The organism is Burkholderia sp. BCC1998 (assembly GCF_905339875.1).
Lineage (GTDB): Bacteria > Pseudomonadota > Gammaproteobacteria > Burkholderiales > Burkholderiaceae > Burkholderia.
This window is the reverse complement of sequence record NZ_CAJPHE010000001.1, coordinates 435,684-451,357: the sequence shown is the minus strand read 5'-3', so window position 1 is coordinate 451,357 and position 15,674 is coordinate 435,684. Positions and strand designations below refer to the sequence as shown.

At 68.7% G+C, this 15,674-nt stretch carries 14 protein-coding genes; 12 read left to right on the top strand and 2 right to left on the bottom strand.

Annotated features, from left to right (window positions below):
• Positions 1-224 precede the first annotated feature (224 nt).
• From zwf to U5A56_RS02010, 3 genes are all read left to right on the top strand, one after another.
• Positions 225-1,694, top strand: a complete 1,470-nt coding sequence (zwf, locus tag U5A56_RS02020; protein ID WP_124487777.1) for a glucose-6-phosphate dehydrogenase — start codon at positions 225-227, stop codon at positions 1,692-1,694.
• 86 nt (positions 1,695-1,780) lie between these two features.
• Positions 1,781-2,461, top strand: a complete 681-nt coding sequence (gene pgl / locus U5A56_RS02015; protein ID WP_044846214.1) for a 6-phosphogluconolactonase — start codon at positions 1,781-1,783, stop codon at positions 2,459-2,461.
• Positions 2,439-4,367 (top strand): bifunctional transcriptional regulator/glucokinase, encoded by a 1,929-nt coding sequence (locus U5A56_RS02010; protein ID WP_124487775.1) that lies wholly within the window; start codon positions 2,439-2,441, stop codon positions 4,365-4,367. The genes pgl and U5A56_RS02010 overlap by 23 nt, the downstream gene beginning before the upstream one ends.
• Before the next feature lie 101 nt (positions 4,368-4,468).
• Here the strand turns inward: U5A56_RS02010 and U5A56_RS02005 are convergent, their stop codons facing one another.
• On the bottom strand, positions 4,469-5,686 hold the full coding sequence (locus U5A56_RS02005; protein ID WP_321920825.1) for a Bcr/CflA family multidrug efflux MFS transporter: 1,218 nt from the start codon (positions 5,684-5,686) through the stop codon (positions 4,469-4,471).
• A 247-nt stretch (positions 5,687-5,933) separates the two neighbouring features.
• Between U5A56_RS02005 and U5A56_RS02000 the strand changes: the two genes are divergently transcribed.
• The 9 genes from U5A56_RS02000 to U5A56_RS01960 all read left to right on the top strand — a co-directional run bounded on the left by U5A56_RS02000 (position 5,934) and on the right by U5A56_RS01960 (position 13,927).
• Positions 5,934-6,386 (top strand): hypothetical protein, encoded by a 453-nt coding sequence (locus U5A56_RS02000; protein ID WP_321920824.1) that lies wholly within the window; start codon positions 5,934-5,936, stop codon positions 6,384-6,386.
• 174 nt (positions 6,387-6,560) lie between these two features.
• A complete protein-coding gene (hemL, locus tag U5A56_RS01995; protein WP_321920823.1) occupies positions 6,561-7,844 on the top strand; it encodes a glutamate-1-semialdehyde 2,1-aminomutase in 1,284 nt (427 codons plus the stop codon).
• A gap of 15 nt (positions 7,845-7,859) precedes the next feature.
• A complete protein-coding gene (gene ribD, locus U5A56_RS01990; RefSeq protein WP_044846221.1) occupies positions 7,860-8,981 on the top strand; it encodes a bifunctional diaminohydroxyphosphoribosylaminopyrimidine deaminase/5-amino-6-(5-phosphoribosylamino)uracil reductase RibD in 1,122 nt (373 codons plus the stop codon).
• Positions 8,982-8,995: 14 nt separating this feature from the next.
• Positions 8,996-9,625, top strand: a complete 630-nt coding sequence (locus U5A56_RS01985; RefSeq protein WP_044846222.1) for a riboflavin synthase — start codon at positions 8,996-8,998, stop codon at positions 9,623-9,625.
• Positions 9,626-9,808: 183 nt separating this feature from the next.
• Positions 9,809-10,327 carry a DUF1993 family protein gene (locus U5A56_RS01980; RefSeq protein ID WP_044846223.1) on the top strand — a complete coding sequence of 173 codons (519 nt, stop codon included), beginning with the start codon at positions 9,809-9,811 and terminating at the stop codon, positions 10,325-10,327.
• A gap of 187 nt (positions 10,328-10,514) precedes the next feature.
• Positions 10,515-11,657 carry a bifunctional 3,4-dihydroxy-2-butanone-4-phosphate synthase/GTP cyclohydrolase II gene (gene ribBA / locus U5A56_RS01975; protein ID WP_044846224.1) on the top strand — a complete coding sequence of 381 codons (1,143 nt, stop codon included), beginning with the start codon at positions 10,515-10,517 and terminating at the stop codon, positions 11,655-11,657.
• Positions 11,658-11,710: 53 nt separating this feature from the next.
• Complete coding sequence (gene ribH / locus U5A56_RS01970; RefSeq protein WP_040143614.1) at positions 11,711-12,226, top strand: 6,7-dimethyl-8-ribityllumazine synthase; 516 nt, start codon at positions 11,711-11,713, stop codon at positions 12,224-12,226.
• Positions 12,223-12,660, top strand: coding sequence for a transcription antitermination factor NusB (gene nusB / locus U5A56_RS01965; protein WP_044846225.1), 438 nt, complete (start codon positions 12,223-12,225; stop codon positions 12,658-12,660). The genes ribH and nusB overlap by 4 nt, the downstream gene beginning before the upstream one ends.
• Before the next feature lie 70 nt (positions 12,661-12,730).
• Positions 12,731-13,927 (top strand): pyridoxal phosphate-dependent aminotransferase, encoded by a 1,197-nt coding sequence (locus tag U5A56_RS01960; RefSeq protein ID WP_044846226.1) that lies wholly within the window; start codon positions 12,731-12,733, stop codon positions 13,925-13,927.
• 116 nt (positions 13,928-14,043) lie between these two features.
• Here the strand turns inward: U5A56_RS01960 and U5A56_RS01955 are convergent, their stop codons facing one another.
• Positions 14,044-15,171, bottom strand: a complete 1,128-nt coding sequence (locus tag U5A56_RS01955; RefSeq protein WP_044846227.1) for a lytic transglycosylase domain-containing protein — start codon at positions 15,169-15,171, stop codon at positions 14,044-14,046.
• Positions 15,172-15,674 lie beyond the last annotated feature (503 nt).

Here is a 15,674-nt window from a genome sequence, read left to right as displayed (position 1 = left end):
CGGGGGCGACGATGCGCGGACGATGCGCACCGTCAATGTCCGATAACATTCGGCACAAGGCGCTCCCGAAGGCGAAGCTCGCGCAGTTCATCGACCGCGCTTCTTTTTTTCTTCGCCCAGGTGCTACCCCTTGCGGCGGATTGTAGTTAAACTACAATTCAGTGTCAAAAATATTTTTATCGCACTACGGATTGCTTCCCAGCACCCCCAATCGGCGGAGACACATGCATACCGATTCCAGCTTTACCTTCGTACTTTTCGGCGGCACCGGCGACCTGTCGATGCGCAAGATCCTGCCCGCGCTGTTCGAAGCGCACCGCGGCAACATGCTTGCGGAAAGCGGCCGGATCGTTGCCGTAGCGCGGCACGAATCGGATCGGGCCGGCTATCTCGAGTGGGTCGACACGCACGTGAAGCCGCATGCGGCGAAGGCGGCCGGCAAGGCATTCGACGAAAGCGTGTGGAAATCCTTCCTTGAGCGCATCGAATACGTGAAGCTCGACCTCGGCCGTGCGGAGGACTACGTCGTGCTGCGCGATGCGGTCGCGCAGCTGTCCGGCATCCGCGTGTTCTATCTCGCCACAGGGCCGTCGCTGTTCGTGCCGATCTGCAAGGCGCTCGCGTCGGTCGGCCTGAACGAAGGCGCGCGCATCGTGCTCGAGAAGCCGCTCGGCTACGACCTGAAATCGTCGAACGCGATCAACGACGCGGTGGGCGAGATCTTCGCGGAAGACCAGATCTACCGGATCGACCACTACCTCGGCAAGGAGCCGGTACAGAACCTGCTCGCGCTGCGCTTCGGCAATGCGCTGTTCGAGCCGCTGTGGCGCCGCGAATGGGTCGAGAGCATCCAGATCACGATCGCCGAGGAGCTCGGCGTCGAGGCGCGCGGCGATTTCTACGACAATACGGGCGCGCTGCGCGACATGGTGCAGAACCACCTGCTGCAGCTGCTGTCGATCGTCGCGATGGAGCCGCCGCATTCGATGGATTCCGACGCGGTGCGCGACGAGAAGCTGCGCGTGCTGCGTGCGCTGAAGCCCATCGATCCGCGCGACATCGGCAAGGTCGCGGTGCGCGGCCAGTATCATGCGGGCGTGATCAAGGGCGCGCAGGTGCCGGCCTATGCCACCGAACCCGGCGTGAAACCCGACAGCCCGACCGAAACCTTCGTCGCGCTGAAGGTCGAGATCGAGAACTGGCGCTGGGCCGGCGTACCGTTCTTCCTGCGCACCGGCAAGCGTCTGGCCGACCGCGTCGCGGAGATCGTCGTGAACTTCCGGCCGGTGCCGCACTCGGCGCTGGGCCCGACCGCGCTGCGCCCTGGTTCGAACCGCCTCGTGATCCGGCTGCAGCCGAACGAGACGATTCGCCTGTACTGCCTCGCGAAGCAGCCCGGCGAAGGGATGAACCTCGCGAGCGTGCACCTCGACCTCGCGTTCGACCAGTTCTTCAAGGAAGGGCAGATGGAGGCGTACCAGCGCCTGCTGCTCGACGTGATCAACGGCCGCCTCGCCCTCTTCGTGCGTCGCGACGAGCAGGAAGCCGCGTGGCGCTGGGTCGAGCCGATCCTGAACGAATGGGCACGCTCGCTGAAGCCGCCGAAGCCGTACGCGGCAGGCACGTGGGGGCCGGCCGCGGCGAGCGCGATGCTCGCGCAGCACGGCACCTGCTGGCTCGAAGAAGAAAACTGATGCAAACCGTTGTCGTGCGCGCCAGCGCGCGGCAACGTGCCCCACGATTCGCACGAATTGAACAGACAAAGCAGTCCGGAGGAGATGTGATCGAGATCCACGCTTTCGACACCCAGGAAGCGCAAAGCGAAGCGCTCGCGCGCGCCGTCGGCGATGCGCTGCGCGCCGCGCTCGCCGGCCCCGCGCGCCCGACGCTCGCGGTGTCCGGCGGCACGAGCCCGCGCCCGTTCCTGCACACGCTGTCGCATGCAGCGCTCGACTGGGCCGGCGTCGACGTCACGCTGGTCGACGACCGCTGGGTGCCGGAGAACGATGCGGCCAGCAACGCGCAGCTCGTGCGCGACACGCTGCTGCAGCACGCGGCGGCCCCTGCCCGCTTCCTGCCGCTCGTCGACACGCGCGCATCGCTCGATGCGCACGTCGCCGCGCTCAACGCCAACGCCGACTACCGCGTGCCGAACGTCGCGGTGCTCGGCATGGGCGAGGACGGCCACACGGCGTCGATCTTCGCGGACGCGCCCGAATGGGACCATGCGATCACGACGCCCGAGCGCTTCGTCGCCGTGCATCCCGGCGCCGCGCCGCATGCACGCGTGAGCTTTTCGCTCGATGCGCTGAAGCGCGTCGACCGGCTGTTCCTGTTGATCGCGGGCACCCGCAAGCGCGACGTCCTCGACGCCGCGGCCGCGACGCTGCAGAAGAACGCGATTTCCCAACTGGCCAACGACAAGGGGACCCAGCTCGATGTCTACTGGTGCGCAAAGTAAGGCTGTCGTCGCGGGCCAGCATGCCGACGGCCCGCGCCTGCTCGCGGACGTCGGCGGCACCAACGCGCGTTTCGCGCTGGAAACCGGCCCCGGCGAGATCACGCAGATCCGCGTCTATCCCGGCGCCGACTACCCGACGCTCACCGACGCGATCCGCAAGTATCTGAAGGACGTGAAGATCAGCCGCGTGAACCACGCGGCGATCGCGATCGCGAACCCGGTCGACGGCGACCAGGTGACGATGACCAATCACGACTGGAGCTTCTCGATCGAGGCGACGCGTCGCGCGCTCGGCTTCGACACGCTGCTCGTCGTCAACGACTTCACCGCGCTCGCGATGGCGCTGCCGGGCCTGACCGATGCGCAGCGCGTGCAGATCGGCGGCGGCGCGCGCCGCCAGAACAGCGTGATCGGGCTGCTCGGGCCCGGCACCGGGCTCGGCGTGTCCGGCCTGATTCCGGCGGACGACCGCTGGATCGCGCTCGGCAGCGAAGGCGGTCACGCGTCGTTCGCGCCGCAGGACGAGCGCGAGGATCTCGTGCTGCAGTACGCGCGCAAGAAGTTTCCGCACGTGTCGTTCGAGCGCGTGTGCGCGGGGCCCGGCATCGAGATCATCTATCGTGCGCTCGCCGCGCGCGACAAGAAGCGCGTTGCCGCGACCGTCGACACGGCCGAGATCGTCGAACGTGCGCATGCGGGCGACGCACTCGCGCTCGAGACGGTCGAATGCTTCTGCGGGATCCTCGGCGCGTTCGCGGGCAGCGTCGCGCTGACGCTCGGCGCGCTCGGCGGTGTGTACATCGGCGGCGGCGTCGCGCTGAAGCTCGGCGAACTGTTCACGCGCTCGTCGTTCCGCGCACGCTTCGAGGCGAAGGGCCGCTTCACGCAGTATCTCCAGAACATCCCGACCTACCTGATCACCGCCGAATATCCGGCGTTCCTCGGGGTATCGGCGATCCTCGCGGAGCAGCTGTCGAACCGTTCGGGCGGTGCGTCGTCGGCCGTGTTCGAGCGGATCCGCCAGATGCGCGACGCGCTGACGCCGGCCGAGCGCCGCGTCGCCGATCTCGCGCTGAACCATCCGCGCTCGATCATCAACGACCCGATCGTCGACATCGCGCGCAAGGCGGACGTGAGCCAGCCGACGGTGATCCGCTTCTGCCGCTCGCTCGGCTGCCAGGGGCTGTCGGACTTCAAGCTGAAGCTCGCGACCGGCCTCACCGGCACGATTCCGATGAGCCACAGCCAGGTCCATCTCGGCGACACGGCCACCGACTTCGGCGCGAAGGTGCTCGACAACACGGTGTCCGCGATCCTGCAGTTGCGCGAACACCTGAACTTCGAGCACGTCGAGAACGCGATCGAGATCCTGAACGGCGCGCGCCGCATCGAGTTCTACGGGCTCGGCAACTCGAACATCGTCGCGCAGGACGCGCACTACAAGTTCTTCCGCTTCGGAATCCCGACGATCGCGTACGGCGACCTGTACATGCAGGCCGCATCGGCCGCGCTGCTCGGCAAGGGCGACGTGATCGTCGCGGTGTCGAAGTCGGGGCGCGCGCCGGAACTGTTGCGTGTGCTGGAGGTCGCGATGCAGGCCGGCGCGAAGGTGATCGCGATCACGTCGAGCAACACGCCGCTCGCGAAGCGCGCGACCGTCGCGCTCGAGACCGATCACATCGAGATGCGCGAATCGCAGCTGTCGATGATCTCGCGGATCCTGCATCTGCTGATGATCGACATCCTCGCGGTCGGCGTCGCGATCCGTCGCGCGTCGACCAACGGCGAGCTGCCGGAGGCCGTCGCGCAGGCGCGCGCGCGGGCGAGCGACGACGAAACGGCCGACGTGCTCGACTGGCTGAGCCACGGTGCGTCGCCGGCGGCGAAGGATGTCGCGCGGGATTGACGCCCGACACGGTACGGCGGCTGCCGCTTTCCGCCCGCCCGAGAAAAAACGCCACCGACGCATCGCGCGGTGGCGTTTTTTCATGCCGCGACCGCGCCGGCTCAAGCCCCCGCTTTCACCGGCCGGCCATGCCAGCGCAGCACGAGGTAACGCCCGACGAAACACAGCGCGCCGCAGACGCCGATCGTCACGCCCATCGCGAACGGCGTGCCGTCCGCCAGTGCGCCGATCGCGACGCTCGCGAGCGCGCCGAGCGCGAGCTGCATCGCGCCGAACACGGCCGCCGACGCGCCCGCGTTGTGCGGATAGCGATGCATCAGGTCGGTCGTGCAGTTCGCGGACAGGATCCCGACCACGCCGACGACGAAGAACAGGCACACGACGATCGACCACAGCCCGCCCCACCCCGTCAGCGCGACCAGCGCGACCGCGAGCGACGCGACGCAGCTCACGAGCGACGCCGCCGCGATGATCCGCAGCGAGCCGATGCGCCCAACGAGCCGCGTGTTCGCGAAGTTGCCGATCATGATCCCGACGACGTTCAGGCCGAACAGCAGCCCGTAATGCTGCGGCGACACGTGGAAATACTCGATGTACACGAACGGCGTCGCGGTGATGTAGGAGAACATCGACGCGAACGCCATCCCGCCGCACAGCATGTGCCCCCACGCGACCGGATCGGACAGGATGCGCCCGTACGACGCGAACGACGCGAGCACGGCCGTGCTCTTGCGCCGCTCCTTCGGCCAGGTTTCGGGCACGCGCAGGTACGCGGTCGCCGCGCACAGCGCACCGAACGCGGCCAGCACGACGAACACGCCGCGCCAGCCGGCGAAGCGCAGGATCTGGCCGCCGATCAGCGGCGCGAGCAGCGGCCCGACCGCGGTGACGATCGCGACCATCGACAGTACCTTCGCCGCATCGGTCGGCTCGTGCGCGTCGCGCGCGATCGCACGGGCGAGCACCGACGCGGCGCCCGCGCCGAGCGCCTGCAGGAAGCGCACGAGGATCAGCATGTCGATCGAGCCCGACACGAAGCAGCCGACACTCGCGAGCGTGAACAGCGCGATGCCGCCGAGCAGCACGGGCCGGCGGCCCCACGTGTCGGACAGCGGACCGTACAGCAGCATGCCGATCGAGAAGCCGGCCATGAAGCTCGTCAGCGTGCGCTGCGCGGCGCCGGGGCTCACGGAGAAGCCGTCGGCGATCGACGGCAGGCTCGGCAGGTACATGTCGGTGGCGATCGGCCCGCAGGCGGCGAGCGCGCCGAGCAACAGGATCAGCCGGGCATCGGGCCGGCGCCGGACGACGTGGGACATGGGTATCCGCAATGGAGGCCCGCGCGCATCGGGGCACGCGTGGCGGTGAAGACGGGAGGCTACGCCGCAAGCGGCGCGTTCGAGCACATGATTGTACGCGCAACTTTTTCGCGTGCCGCGCGCGGTCTGCCGCGCCAGGTTGGAACACGCGCGAATGACCGGCGTCGCGGCAGACCGCGCTCGGATTCGATTAAGCTTGCTGCTCCCCGCCTCTCTTGTCTGATCAATCCGACGCACGACCGACCCGATGACCGCCTTCCTGCTGATCTGGAGCCCCAAGAAATGGCCGTGGCCCGAGCTGCCCGACGTCGCCGCGCGCGTGAAGGCCGGCGAGGCCGTGCACGACGTGTGGGGCTGCGGCTTCGCGCGCGGCATCCTGCCGGGCGACCGTGTGTTCCTGCACCGCGTCGCGCAGGAGCCGAAGGGCGTGTTCGGCTCGGGCTACGTGACGCGCGCGCCCTACGAGGTGCCCGACCCGGCGACGAAGCGCGGCTACCGGCTGTGCATCGATTTCGTCTACGACTGGCTGGTCGACGCCCACCAGGACGTCGTGATCCCGCGCGACGCGCTGCGCGTGCATCCGTACTCGGTGCAGACCTGGGACGCGCAGTCCTCCGGCACGTCGATCAAGCCGATGGTCGAAGGCCCGCTCGAGAAGCGCTGGGCCGAGCTGACCGGCAAGCGCCGGTCGCCACGATAAGCGGGCCGGATCGGCCGCGCGCCGTTCGCGCCGGCCAATCTCCCACGCGCGCAAAGGCCGCAGACCGGGCCGCCGGCCCGCCGCGCGCGTCTCCGGTACAATCAGACGATCGTTCCGCTCAGGCGCCGCGGCCCGTGCACAGGCCCCCGCGCCCTTCTCTCGCAGGTTTCGCACATGTCCAACAATCAGATCCTCTTCGAACGCGCCCAGAAGACCATCCCGGGCGGCGTCAACTCGCCGGTGCGCGCCTTCCGTTCGGTCGGCGGCACGCCGCGCTTCGTGTCGCGCGCGCAAGGCCCGTACTTCTGGGATGCCGACGGCAAGCAGTACATCGACTACATCGGCTCGTGGGGCCCGATGATCGTCGGCCACGTCCATCCGGAAGTGCTGTCGGCCGTGCAGAGCGTGCTCGCCGACGGCTTCTCGTTCGGCGCGCCGACCGAAGCGGAAATCGAGATCGCCGAGGAAATCTGCAAGCTGGTGCCGTCGATCGAGCAGGTGCGGATGGTGTCGAGCGGCACCGAGGCCACGATGAGCGCGCTGCGTCTCGCGCGCGGCTTCACGGGCCGCAGCCGCATCGTCAAGTTCGAGGGCTGCTACCACGGCCACGCGGACAGCCTGCTGGTCAAGGCCGGCTCGGGCCTGCTGACGTTCGGCAACCCGACGTCGGCCGGCGTGCCCGCCGACATCGCGAAGCACACGACCGTCCTCGAATACAACAACGTCGCCGCGCTGGAAGAAGCGTTCGGCGCGTTCGGCGACGAGATCGCCGCGGTGATCGTCGAGCCCGTCGCGGGCAACATGAACCTCGTGCGCGGCACGCCCGAGTTCCTGAACGCGCTGCGCGCGCTGTGCACGAAGCACGGCGCCGTGCTGATCTTCGACGAAGTGATGTGCGGCTTCCGCGTCGCGCTCGGCGGCGCGCAGGCGTACTACGGGATCGCGGCCGACCTCACCTGCCTCGGCAAGGTGATCGGCGGCGGGATGCCGGCTGCCGCGTTCGGCGGCCGCCGCGACATCATGACCCACCTCGCGCCGCTCGGCGGCGTGTACCAGGCCGGCACGCTGTCGGGCAACCCGATCGCGGTCGCCGCGGGCCTGAAGACGCTGCAGCTGATCCAGGCGCCCGGCTTCTACGACGCGCTCACCGCGCAGACGAAGCGCCTCGCCGACGGCCTCGCGGCCGAAGCGCGCGCGGCCGGCGTGCCGTTCGCGGCCGACTCGATCGGCGCGATGTTCGGCCTGTACTTCGCCGAGCGCGTGCCGACCAGCTTCGCGGAAGTCACGAAGAGCGACACCGAGCGCTTCAACCGCTTCTTCCACCTGATGCTGGACGAAGGCGTGTACTTCGCGCCGTCCGCGTATGAGGCCGGCTTCGTGTCGAGCACGCACGACGACGCGGTGATCGACGCGACGCTCGCGGCCGCGCGCCGCGCGTTCGCGGCGCTGGCCGCCTGACCCGGGTCCGCACGCATGTTCTCGGATACCGATTTCGCCCACATGCAGCGCGCGCTGACGCTCGCGGCGCGCGGCATGTATACGACCGCGCCGAACCCCCGCGTCGGCTGCGTGATCGTCAAGGACGGCGACGTGATCGGCGAAGGCTTCACGCAGCCGGCCGGCCAGGACCACGCGGAAGTGCAGGCGCTGAAGGACGCGCGCGCGCGCGGCCACGACGTCGCCGGCGCCACCGTGTACGTGACGCTCGAGCCGTGCAGCCACTTCGGCCGCACGCCGCCGTGCGCGAACGCGCTGATCGACGCGCGCGTCGCGAAGGTCGTCGCGGCGATGGAAGACCCGAATCCGCAGGTGTCCGGGCGCGGCCTCGGAATGCTGCGCGACGCGGGCGTCGACGTGCGCTGCGGGCTGCTCGCGCATGAAGCGGGCGAACTGAACATCGGCTTCGTGTCGCGGATGACGCGCGGCCGCCCGTGGGTGCGGATGAAGACGGCCGCGTCGCTCGATGCACGCACCGCGCTGCCGTCCGGCGAAAGCCAGTGGATCACCGGCGAGGCCGCGCGCCTCGACGGCCACGCATGGCGCGCGCGCGCGTGCGCGATCCTCACCGGGATCGGCACCGTACGCGAGGACAACCCGCTCCTGACCGTGCGCGGCATCGACACGCCGCGCCAGCCGCAGCGCGTGCTGGTCGACAGCCGCCTCGACCTGCCGCTCGATGCGCGCCTGCTCGAGGGCGCGCCGCTGCTGATCTTCTGCGGCCGGCTCGATGCCGCCGGCGAAGTGCGCGCGAACGTGCTGAAGTCGCGCGGCGCGGAAATCGTGCCGCTCGCGAATGCGCACGGCAAGGTCGACCTGCCCGCGATGCTGGCGGCGCTCGGCGCGCGCGGCGTCAACGAACTGCACGTCGAGGCCGGCCACAAGCTGAACGGCTCGCTGCTGCGCGAGCAGTGCGTCGACGAGCTGCTGGTCTATCTCGCGCCGAGCCTGCTCGGCAGCGACGCGGCCGGCATGTTCGACCTCGCCGCGCCGGCGAGCCTCGACGCCCGCACGCGGCTCGCGTTCCACAGCGTCGAGCGGATCGGCGACGATCTGCGGATCCTGGCGCGTGTCGCGCCGCCCCCTGCCACGCATTGAACGGAGCCGTCACGATGTTTACCGGAATTGTCGCGGCCGTCGGCCGCATCGAATCGATCACCCCGCTCGGCGCGTCGCCCGACGCGGGCGTGCGGCTGACCGTACAGGCCGGCGGGCTCGACCTCGCCGATGTCGCGCTCGGCGACAGCATCGCGATCCAGGGTGCGTGCATGACGGTGATCGCCAAGACCGGCACCGGATTCGACGTCGACGTGTCGCGCGAAAGCCTGAACCGCACGGTCGGCCTCGCGCAACCGGGCGAAGTGAACCTCGAGAAGGCGCTGCGCGCGCACGACCGCCTCGGCGGGCACATCGTGTCGGGCCACGTCGACGGCCTCGGTACCGTGACGCGCTTCGCGCCGGTCGGCGAGTCGCACGAGCTGCGCATCGTCGCACCGCGCGAGCTCGGCCGCTATCTGGCGTACAAGGGCTCGATCACGGTCAACGGCGTGAGCCTGACCGTCAACACGGTCGACGATCGCGCCGACGGCTGCGAATTCTCGATCAACCTGATCCCGCATACGGTCGATGTCACGACGCTGCGTCACGTGAAGGCCGGCGACAAGGTCAATCTCGAAATCGACATGATCGCGCGGTATGTCGAGCGGATGATGTCGGCATCGCAGGGCGTGCATCAGGACTGATCCGGCGGTTCCGCCCTCCGGGCAGGGATTGGCGGCTGGCGGCTCGGCGCGGCACCTGGCCTGATGGCCAACGACGCGCACGCGCCATCCCGTCGCGCTAAGATGCAACGGCAGCGTTTTCGGCGCCGCGACGCACGGTGCGCCGCGTACCGGCTGCCCCCTTTTCCTCCAGGAGTCGTCCCCATGTCCATCTCGATGTACCAGGCTTCGCTGCCCGTCCTGATCCGCGGCCTGACCAACCTGCAGCACATCCTCGGCAAGGCGCAGGCGCACGCGGCCGAGAAGCAGATCGACCCGTCGGTGTTCATCGGCGCACGCCTCTATCCGGACATGCTGCCGCTCGTCCGCCAGGTGTACATCGCGACCGACACGGCCAAGGGTTGCGCCGCGCGGCTCGCCGGCGTCGACATCCCGAGCTTCCCCGACGTCGAGCAGACGTTCGACGAACTGCATGCGCGCATCCAGAAGACGATCGACTACCTGAAAGGCTTCGACGCCGCGCAGATCGACGGCAGCGAAGCACGCCAGGTCGTGCTCAAGATGCGTGTCGGTCCGATCGAGTTCACCGGGCAGTCGTACCTGCTGAACTTCGTGCTGCCCAACTTCTTCTTCCACGTGACGACGGCGTACGACATCCTGCGTCACAGCGGCGTCGAGCTCGGCAAGCTCGACTACCTCGGCGGCCGCAACGACCACGCGTGACGCACGGCGGGGCCCCGGCCAGCCTGCGGCTGCCTGACATCGGGCGGGCCGCGGCGGCCCGGGCAGGCCCGCCTCGCAGGCCGGTCGCACCGCGTTTCGGCGCGCTCGCCGGCCGCGCGCAGCCGGTGCCAGCCGAAACGCGGTCCGGCTGGCGTAAAATACGCACTTTCCTCTTTCTCGCCCCCTTATGACGCTCGCCTCCACGCTCGACATCATCGCGGAGTTGAAAGCCGGCCGGATGGTGATCCTGGTCGACGAAGAAGACCGCGAAAACGAAGGCGACCTCGTGATCGCCGCCGAATTCGTCACGCCGGAAGCGATCAACTTCATGGCCAAGTACGGCCGCGGCCTGATTTGTCTGACGTTGACGCAGGAACGCTGCAAGCAGCTGCACCTGCCGCTGATGACCTACCGCAACGGCACCCAGTACGGCACCGCGTTCACGGTCAGCATCGAAGCGGCCGAAGGCGTGACGACCGGCATCTCGGCCGCCGATCGCGCGCACACGATCGCCACGGCGGTCGCGCACGACGTCCGTCCCGAGCACATCGTGCAGCCGGGCCACGTGTTCCCGATCATGGCGCAGCCGGGCGGCGTGCTCGTGCGCGCCGGCCACACCGAGGCCGGCTGCGACTTCACCGCGCTCGCCGGGCTCACGCCGGCCGCGGTGATCTGCGAGGTCATCAAGGACGACGGCACGATGGCGCGCCTGCCCGACCTGCTCGAGTTCGCGAAGGAACACGGCCTGAAGATCGGCACGATCGCCGACCTGATCCAGTACCGCAGCCGCACCGAATCGATCATCGAGCGGATCGCCGAGCGCACGATGCAGACCGCGCACGGCACGTTCCGCGCGGTGCTGTACCGCGACCAGCCGAGCGGCTCGCCGCACATCGCGCTGGTGCGCGGCACGCCGTCGCCCGACGTCGATACGCCCGTGCGCGTGCACGAGCCGCTGTCGGTCCTCGACCTGCTCGAGACGGGCGTCTCGACGCACTCGTGGACGCTCGACGCGGCGATGCGCGACATCGCGGAACGCGACCTCGGCGTGATCGTGCTGCTCAACTGCGGCGACACGAAGGAACATCTGATCGACGTCTTCAAGGCGTTCGACGAGGAAGAAAAGGCCGCTGCGCTGAAGCGCCGGCCGGTCGATTTCAAGACGTTCGGCATCGGCGCGCAGATCCTGCGCGATGTCGGCGTCGCCAGGATGCAGGTGCTGTCGAATCCGCGCAAGCTGGGCAGCATGTCCGGCTACGGCCTCGAAGTCACGGGCTTCATTCCGATGCCCGGCGGCGAAGCCAAGTCCTGCCCGGCGTCCCACGCGTAACCCGCCACGACGCTTTCGCCCTATAACCGTTCATCCACACCACGGACCAGATCATGGAAATCGGACAATACCAACCGAATCTCGAAGGCGACGGCCTGCGTATCGGCATCGTGCAATCCCGCTTCAACGAACCCGTCTGCAACGGCCTCGCCGATGCGTGCGTCGAAGAACTCGAGCGCCTCGGCGTCTCCGGTGAAGACGTGCTGCTCGTGTCGGTGCCCGGCGCGCTGGAAATCCCGCTCGCGCTGCAGAAGCTCGCGGAAAGCGGCCAGTTCGACGCACTGATCGCGCTCGGCGCGGTGATCCGCGGCGAGACGTACCATTTCGAACTCGTGTCGAACGAAAGCGGCGCGGGCATCACCCGCATCGGCCTCGACTTCAACCTGCCGATCGCGAACGCGGTCCTGACGACCGAAAACGACGAGCAGGCCGTCGCGCGCATGACCGAAAAGGGTCGTGACGCCGCACGCGTCGCGGTCGAGATGGCCAACCTGACGATGGCACTCGACCAGCTCGGCGACGACGAGGACGAAGAAGAAGACGAAGACGACGAAGAGGAGCGCGCATGAAGAAGAGCGCCCGCCGACAATCGCGCGAGCTGGCGACGCAGGGCCTGTATCAGTGGCTGCTGTCGAACGCGGCCCCCGGCGAGATCGACGCGCAACTGCGCGGCGCGCTCGGTTACGACAAGGCCGACAAGGAGCTGCTCGACGCGATCCTGCACGGCGTGATTCGCGAGCATGCGACGCTCGTCGAAGCCCTCACGCCGTCGCTGGACCGTCCGGTCGACCAGCTGTCGCCGGTCGAACGCGCCGTGCTGCTGATCGCGACGTTCGAGCTCACGCATCATGTCGAAACGCCGTACCGCGTGATCATCAACGAAGCAGTCGAACTCGCGAAGACGTTCGGCGGCTCCGACGGCTACAAGTACGTCAACGGCGTGCTCGACAAGCTCGCCGCGAAGCTGCGCCCCGCCGAAACGCAGGCGCGCCGCAACGGCTGATTCCGCAGGTAGACGGGCGCGCGAGCGCCCGTTTTTCGTTCTCCCTCCCCCTCCCCGCTCCGCCCGACCGATGAATACCACCGCCGATTCGCTCGTCACGCTCGCCGCACGCGTCGACGCGATCCAGCCCTTCTACGTGATGGAACTGATGAAGGAGGCACAGCGGCTCGAGTCCTCCGGGCGCGACGTTATCCACATGGGCATCGGCGAGCCGGACTTCACCGCACCGGAGCCCGTCGTCGAGGCGGCGGCGGCCGCGTTGCGCCGCGGCGTCACGCAGTACACGAGCGCGCTCGGCATCGCGCCGCTGCGCGAAGCGATCGCCGCGCACTACGCGCGCGCGTACGGCCTCACGATCAGCCCCGAGCGGATCGTCGTGACGGCCGGCGCGTCGGCCGCGCTGCTGCTCGCGTGCCTCGCGCTCGTGGGCCGCGACGACGAGGTGCTGATGCCCGACCCGTCGTACCCGTGCAACCGGCACTTCGTCGCGGCGGCCGAAGGCCGCCCGGTGCTCGTGCCGAGCGGCCCGGAAGCGCGCTTCCAGCTCACCGCGGACGACGTCCGCACGCGCTGGGGCAGCCGCACGCGCGGCGTGCTGCTCGCGTCGCCGTCGAACCCGACCGGCACGTCGCTCGAGCCGGACGAACTGAAGCGGATCGTCGCAGCCGTGCGCGCACGCGGCGGCTTCACGATCGTCGACGAGATCTACCAGGGGCTCAGCTATGACGCGGCGCCCGTGTCGGCGCTGTCGTACGGCGATGATGTCGTCACCGTCAACAGCTTCTCGAAGTACTTCAGCATGACCGGCTGGCGGCTCGGCTGGCTGGTCGTACCGCCCGCGCTCGTGAGCACGTTCGAAAAGCTGTCGCAGAACCTGTTCATCTGCCCGTCCACGCTCGCGCAGCACGCGGCGCTCGCGTGCTTCGAACCGGCGGCGCTCGACATCTACGAGGCGCGCCGCCTCGAATTCAAGCGTCGCCGCGACTTCATCGCGCCGGCGCTCGAACGGCTCGGCTTCACGGTGCCCGTGATGCCGGACGGCGCGTTCTACGTCTATGCGCACTGCGGCGGCGTCGCCCATCCGGCGGCCGGCGACAGCGCGGCGCTCACGCAGGCGATGCTGCACGACGCGGGCGTCGTGCTGGTGCCGGGCATGGATTTCGGCGTGCATGCGCCGCGCGACTATATCCGGCTGTCCTATGCGACCGCCTATTCGCGCCTCGAAGAGGCCGTCGAGCGGCTCGCGACGCTGTTCGGCCAGCACTGACGTCCGAGCGGCCCTCCCGGCCGGCGTGCCGGGCGCTACCGTCCGCGCCAAAACAAAAAGGCACCCGAATCGGGTGCCTTTTTGCTTGAGTCCTGCCGGAACCGCGGGGCGTTGCGTTACGCGCCGAGCTCCGAATGATCGCCGTGCGCCTGCTTCGCGGTGTCGACGCTTGCGTCGTCCTGCTGCGGCGCGCCCTTCGGCGCCGCCGCGGCCTTCGCGGCGATCGGCTGCGCGGTGTCGAGCGTCGCGTGCACGCGCTTCGTGCTGCCTGCCGCTGCCGTCACGGCCGCGGTGACGATCGGCTTCGACGGCTGGGCCGGCGCCTGCGGCGCATTGACCGGCACGCTGCGGCCGTGCGCGACGTCGCGCAGGCGGCCGCGCTCGGCCATGACCTTCGAGCCGTACACGGTGTCGTCCGGGTTGGTCGAGCCGTTGTACAGACGCAGGCCGTTCGCAAGCGAGCCGCCGCGGGCGATGCAGTCCTTCAGCACGAGCGCGCCGACCTGCAGGTTCGCGAGCGGCTGCAGCGCGGTGTCGGTACCGCCGAAATATTCGAACTTGTCGGAATGGACCTTCGACATGACCTGCATCAGGCCTTGCGCGCCGACGCCGCTTTCCGCGTACGGGTTGAAGCCCGATTCGATCGCCATCACGGACAGCAGCAGCAGCGGATCGAGGCCGACGTCGTGGCCGGTCTGGAACGCGGCCTTGACGAGCTGGCCGAGCGGCTCCTGGGCGACCCGGTAACGGCGCGACAGGTAGGTGGCGACGAGCGCCTGCTGGCGGTTCGACGCGAGCGCACGGTCGTCGCGCGCATCGGCCGGGACCCGCTGGGACGGGATCAGTTTCGCGAGCGCCACAGGCGACGGGCCGTTGCGGGCCGGATCGGACGCATCGCTTTGCGCGGCGGTTTCCGGTGCCACGTCAAGACCGACGGCAAGCGCATCCGTCTCGGGAGCCTCTTCCTGCTGCGGCTGCGCGCCGGCGGGCGCGAAGTTCGGCAGCGGATGGCCGGTCAGCAGACGGGCCGGACCGGCCTGCACGGCCGCGGATACGACCGGCATCAGCTTCGCGGCGAGGTTCCCGCGCACGGTCGGCAGCAGCCACAGGGCCAGTGCGATCGCGACGGCGAAACAGCCGACGACGCTGAATAAATGGTGACTGACACGCGTCCCGCGACGCAGCATGTTGCGCACGATCTGTGCATGCTGCTCACTGGGACGCCACGATAACCAAGCGTTCATTCAGATCATCTCCCATGAACATGACTCGTGCGGCTCGCTCGGCTCGATGGCGAGACAGAAAACGCGCCGCGGAATCACGACGCCGCACGCCTTGGTCGGGGCATGCAGGCATCGGGGAAACGGTATAAGTACCGTTCGAGGCCACGGTATAAGACGGCCGGCACCTTCGCACATTGGGCGAGGCGGGCATACGCGGTGGCACCCACGCAAAAAACCAGCGTCTGGTGGCGCTGGCTGGGACTACGACAAAGGCCGTCGAATACGCCGTGCAGGTTTCGGCGGACGGTGACGCGCTGCGTCAAAGATCGGTGATTGGCGGCTCGAAGCCTTTTACCCTGCAGCCAATGTGAGCGGATTCTAGCAGGGTTTTATAGATCGTCAACACTATAAAACCTCAAAATTATAACAAAAAGTAATTTTGAACCACCCTTCAGATCGCGAGCCCCCTGCCGTAGGGGCTCTCCGCGCGGTCCACTTTTTTCTCCGCCCGGGCGTGCGCGCGG

What these genes read in the sequence shown, in the direction of transcription:
- zwf (WP_124487777.1), top strand. Translation starts at nt 225, where the DNA reads ATGCATACCGATTCCAGCTTTACCTTCGTACTTTTCGGCGGCACCGGC.
- U5A56_RS02010 (WP_124487775.1), top strand. Translation starts at nt 2,439, where the DNA reads ATGTCTACTGGTGCGCAAAGTAAGGCTGTCGTCGCGGGCCAGCATGCC.
- U5A56_RS02005 (WP_321920825.1), bottom strand. Translation starts at nt 5,686, where the DNA reads ATGTCCCACGTCGTCCGGCGCCGGCCCGATGCCCGGCTGATCCTGTTG.
- U5A56_RS02000 (WP_321920824.1), top strand. Translation starts at nt 5,934, where the DNA reads ATGACCGCCTTCCTGCTGATCTGGAGCCCCAAGAAATGGCCGTGGCCC.
- hemL (WP_321920823.1), top strand. Translation starts at nt 6,561, where the DNA reads ATGTCCAACAATCAGATCCTCTTCGAACGCGCCCAGAAGACCATCCCG.
- ribD (WP_044846221.1), top strand. Translation starts at nt 7,860, where the DNA reads ATGTTCTCGGATACCGATTTCGCCCACATGCAGCGCGCGCTGACGCTC.
- U5A56_RS01985 (WP_044846222.1), top strand. Translation starts at nt 8,996, where the DNA reads ATGTTTACCGGAATTGTCGCGGCCGTCGGCCGCATCGAATCGATCACC.
- U5A56_RS01980 (WP_044846223.1), top strand. Translation starts at nt 9,809, where the DNA reads ATGTCCATCTCGATGTACCAGGCTTCGCTGCCCGTCCTGATCCGCGGC.
- ribBA (WP_044846224.1), top strand. Translation starts at nt 10,515, where the DNA reads ATGACGCTCGCCTCCACGCTCGACATCATCGCGGAGTTGAAAGCCGGC.
- ribH (WP_040143614.1), top strand. Translation starts at nt 11,711, where the DNA reads ATGGAAATCGGACAATACCAACCGAATCTCGAAGGCGACGGCCTGCGT.
- nusB (WP_044846225.1), top strand. Translation starts at nt 12,223, where the DNA reads ATGAAGAAGAGCGCCCGCCGACAATCGCGCGAGCTGGCGACGCAGGGC.
- U5A56_RS01960 (WP_044846226.1), top strand. Translation starts at nt 12,731, where the DNA reads ATGAATACCACCGCCGATTCGCTCGTCACGCTCGCCGCACGCGTCGAC.
- U5A56_RS01955 (WP_044846227.1), bottom strand. Translation starts at nt 15,171, where the DNA reads ATGAACGCTTGGTTATCGTGGCGTCCCAGTGAGCAGCATGCACAGATC.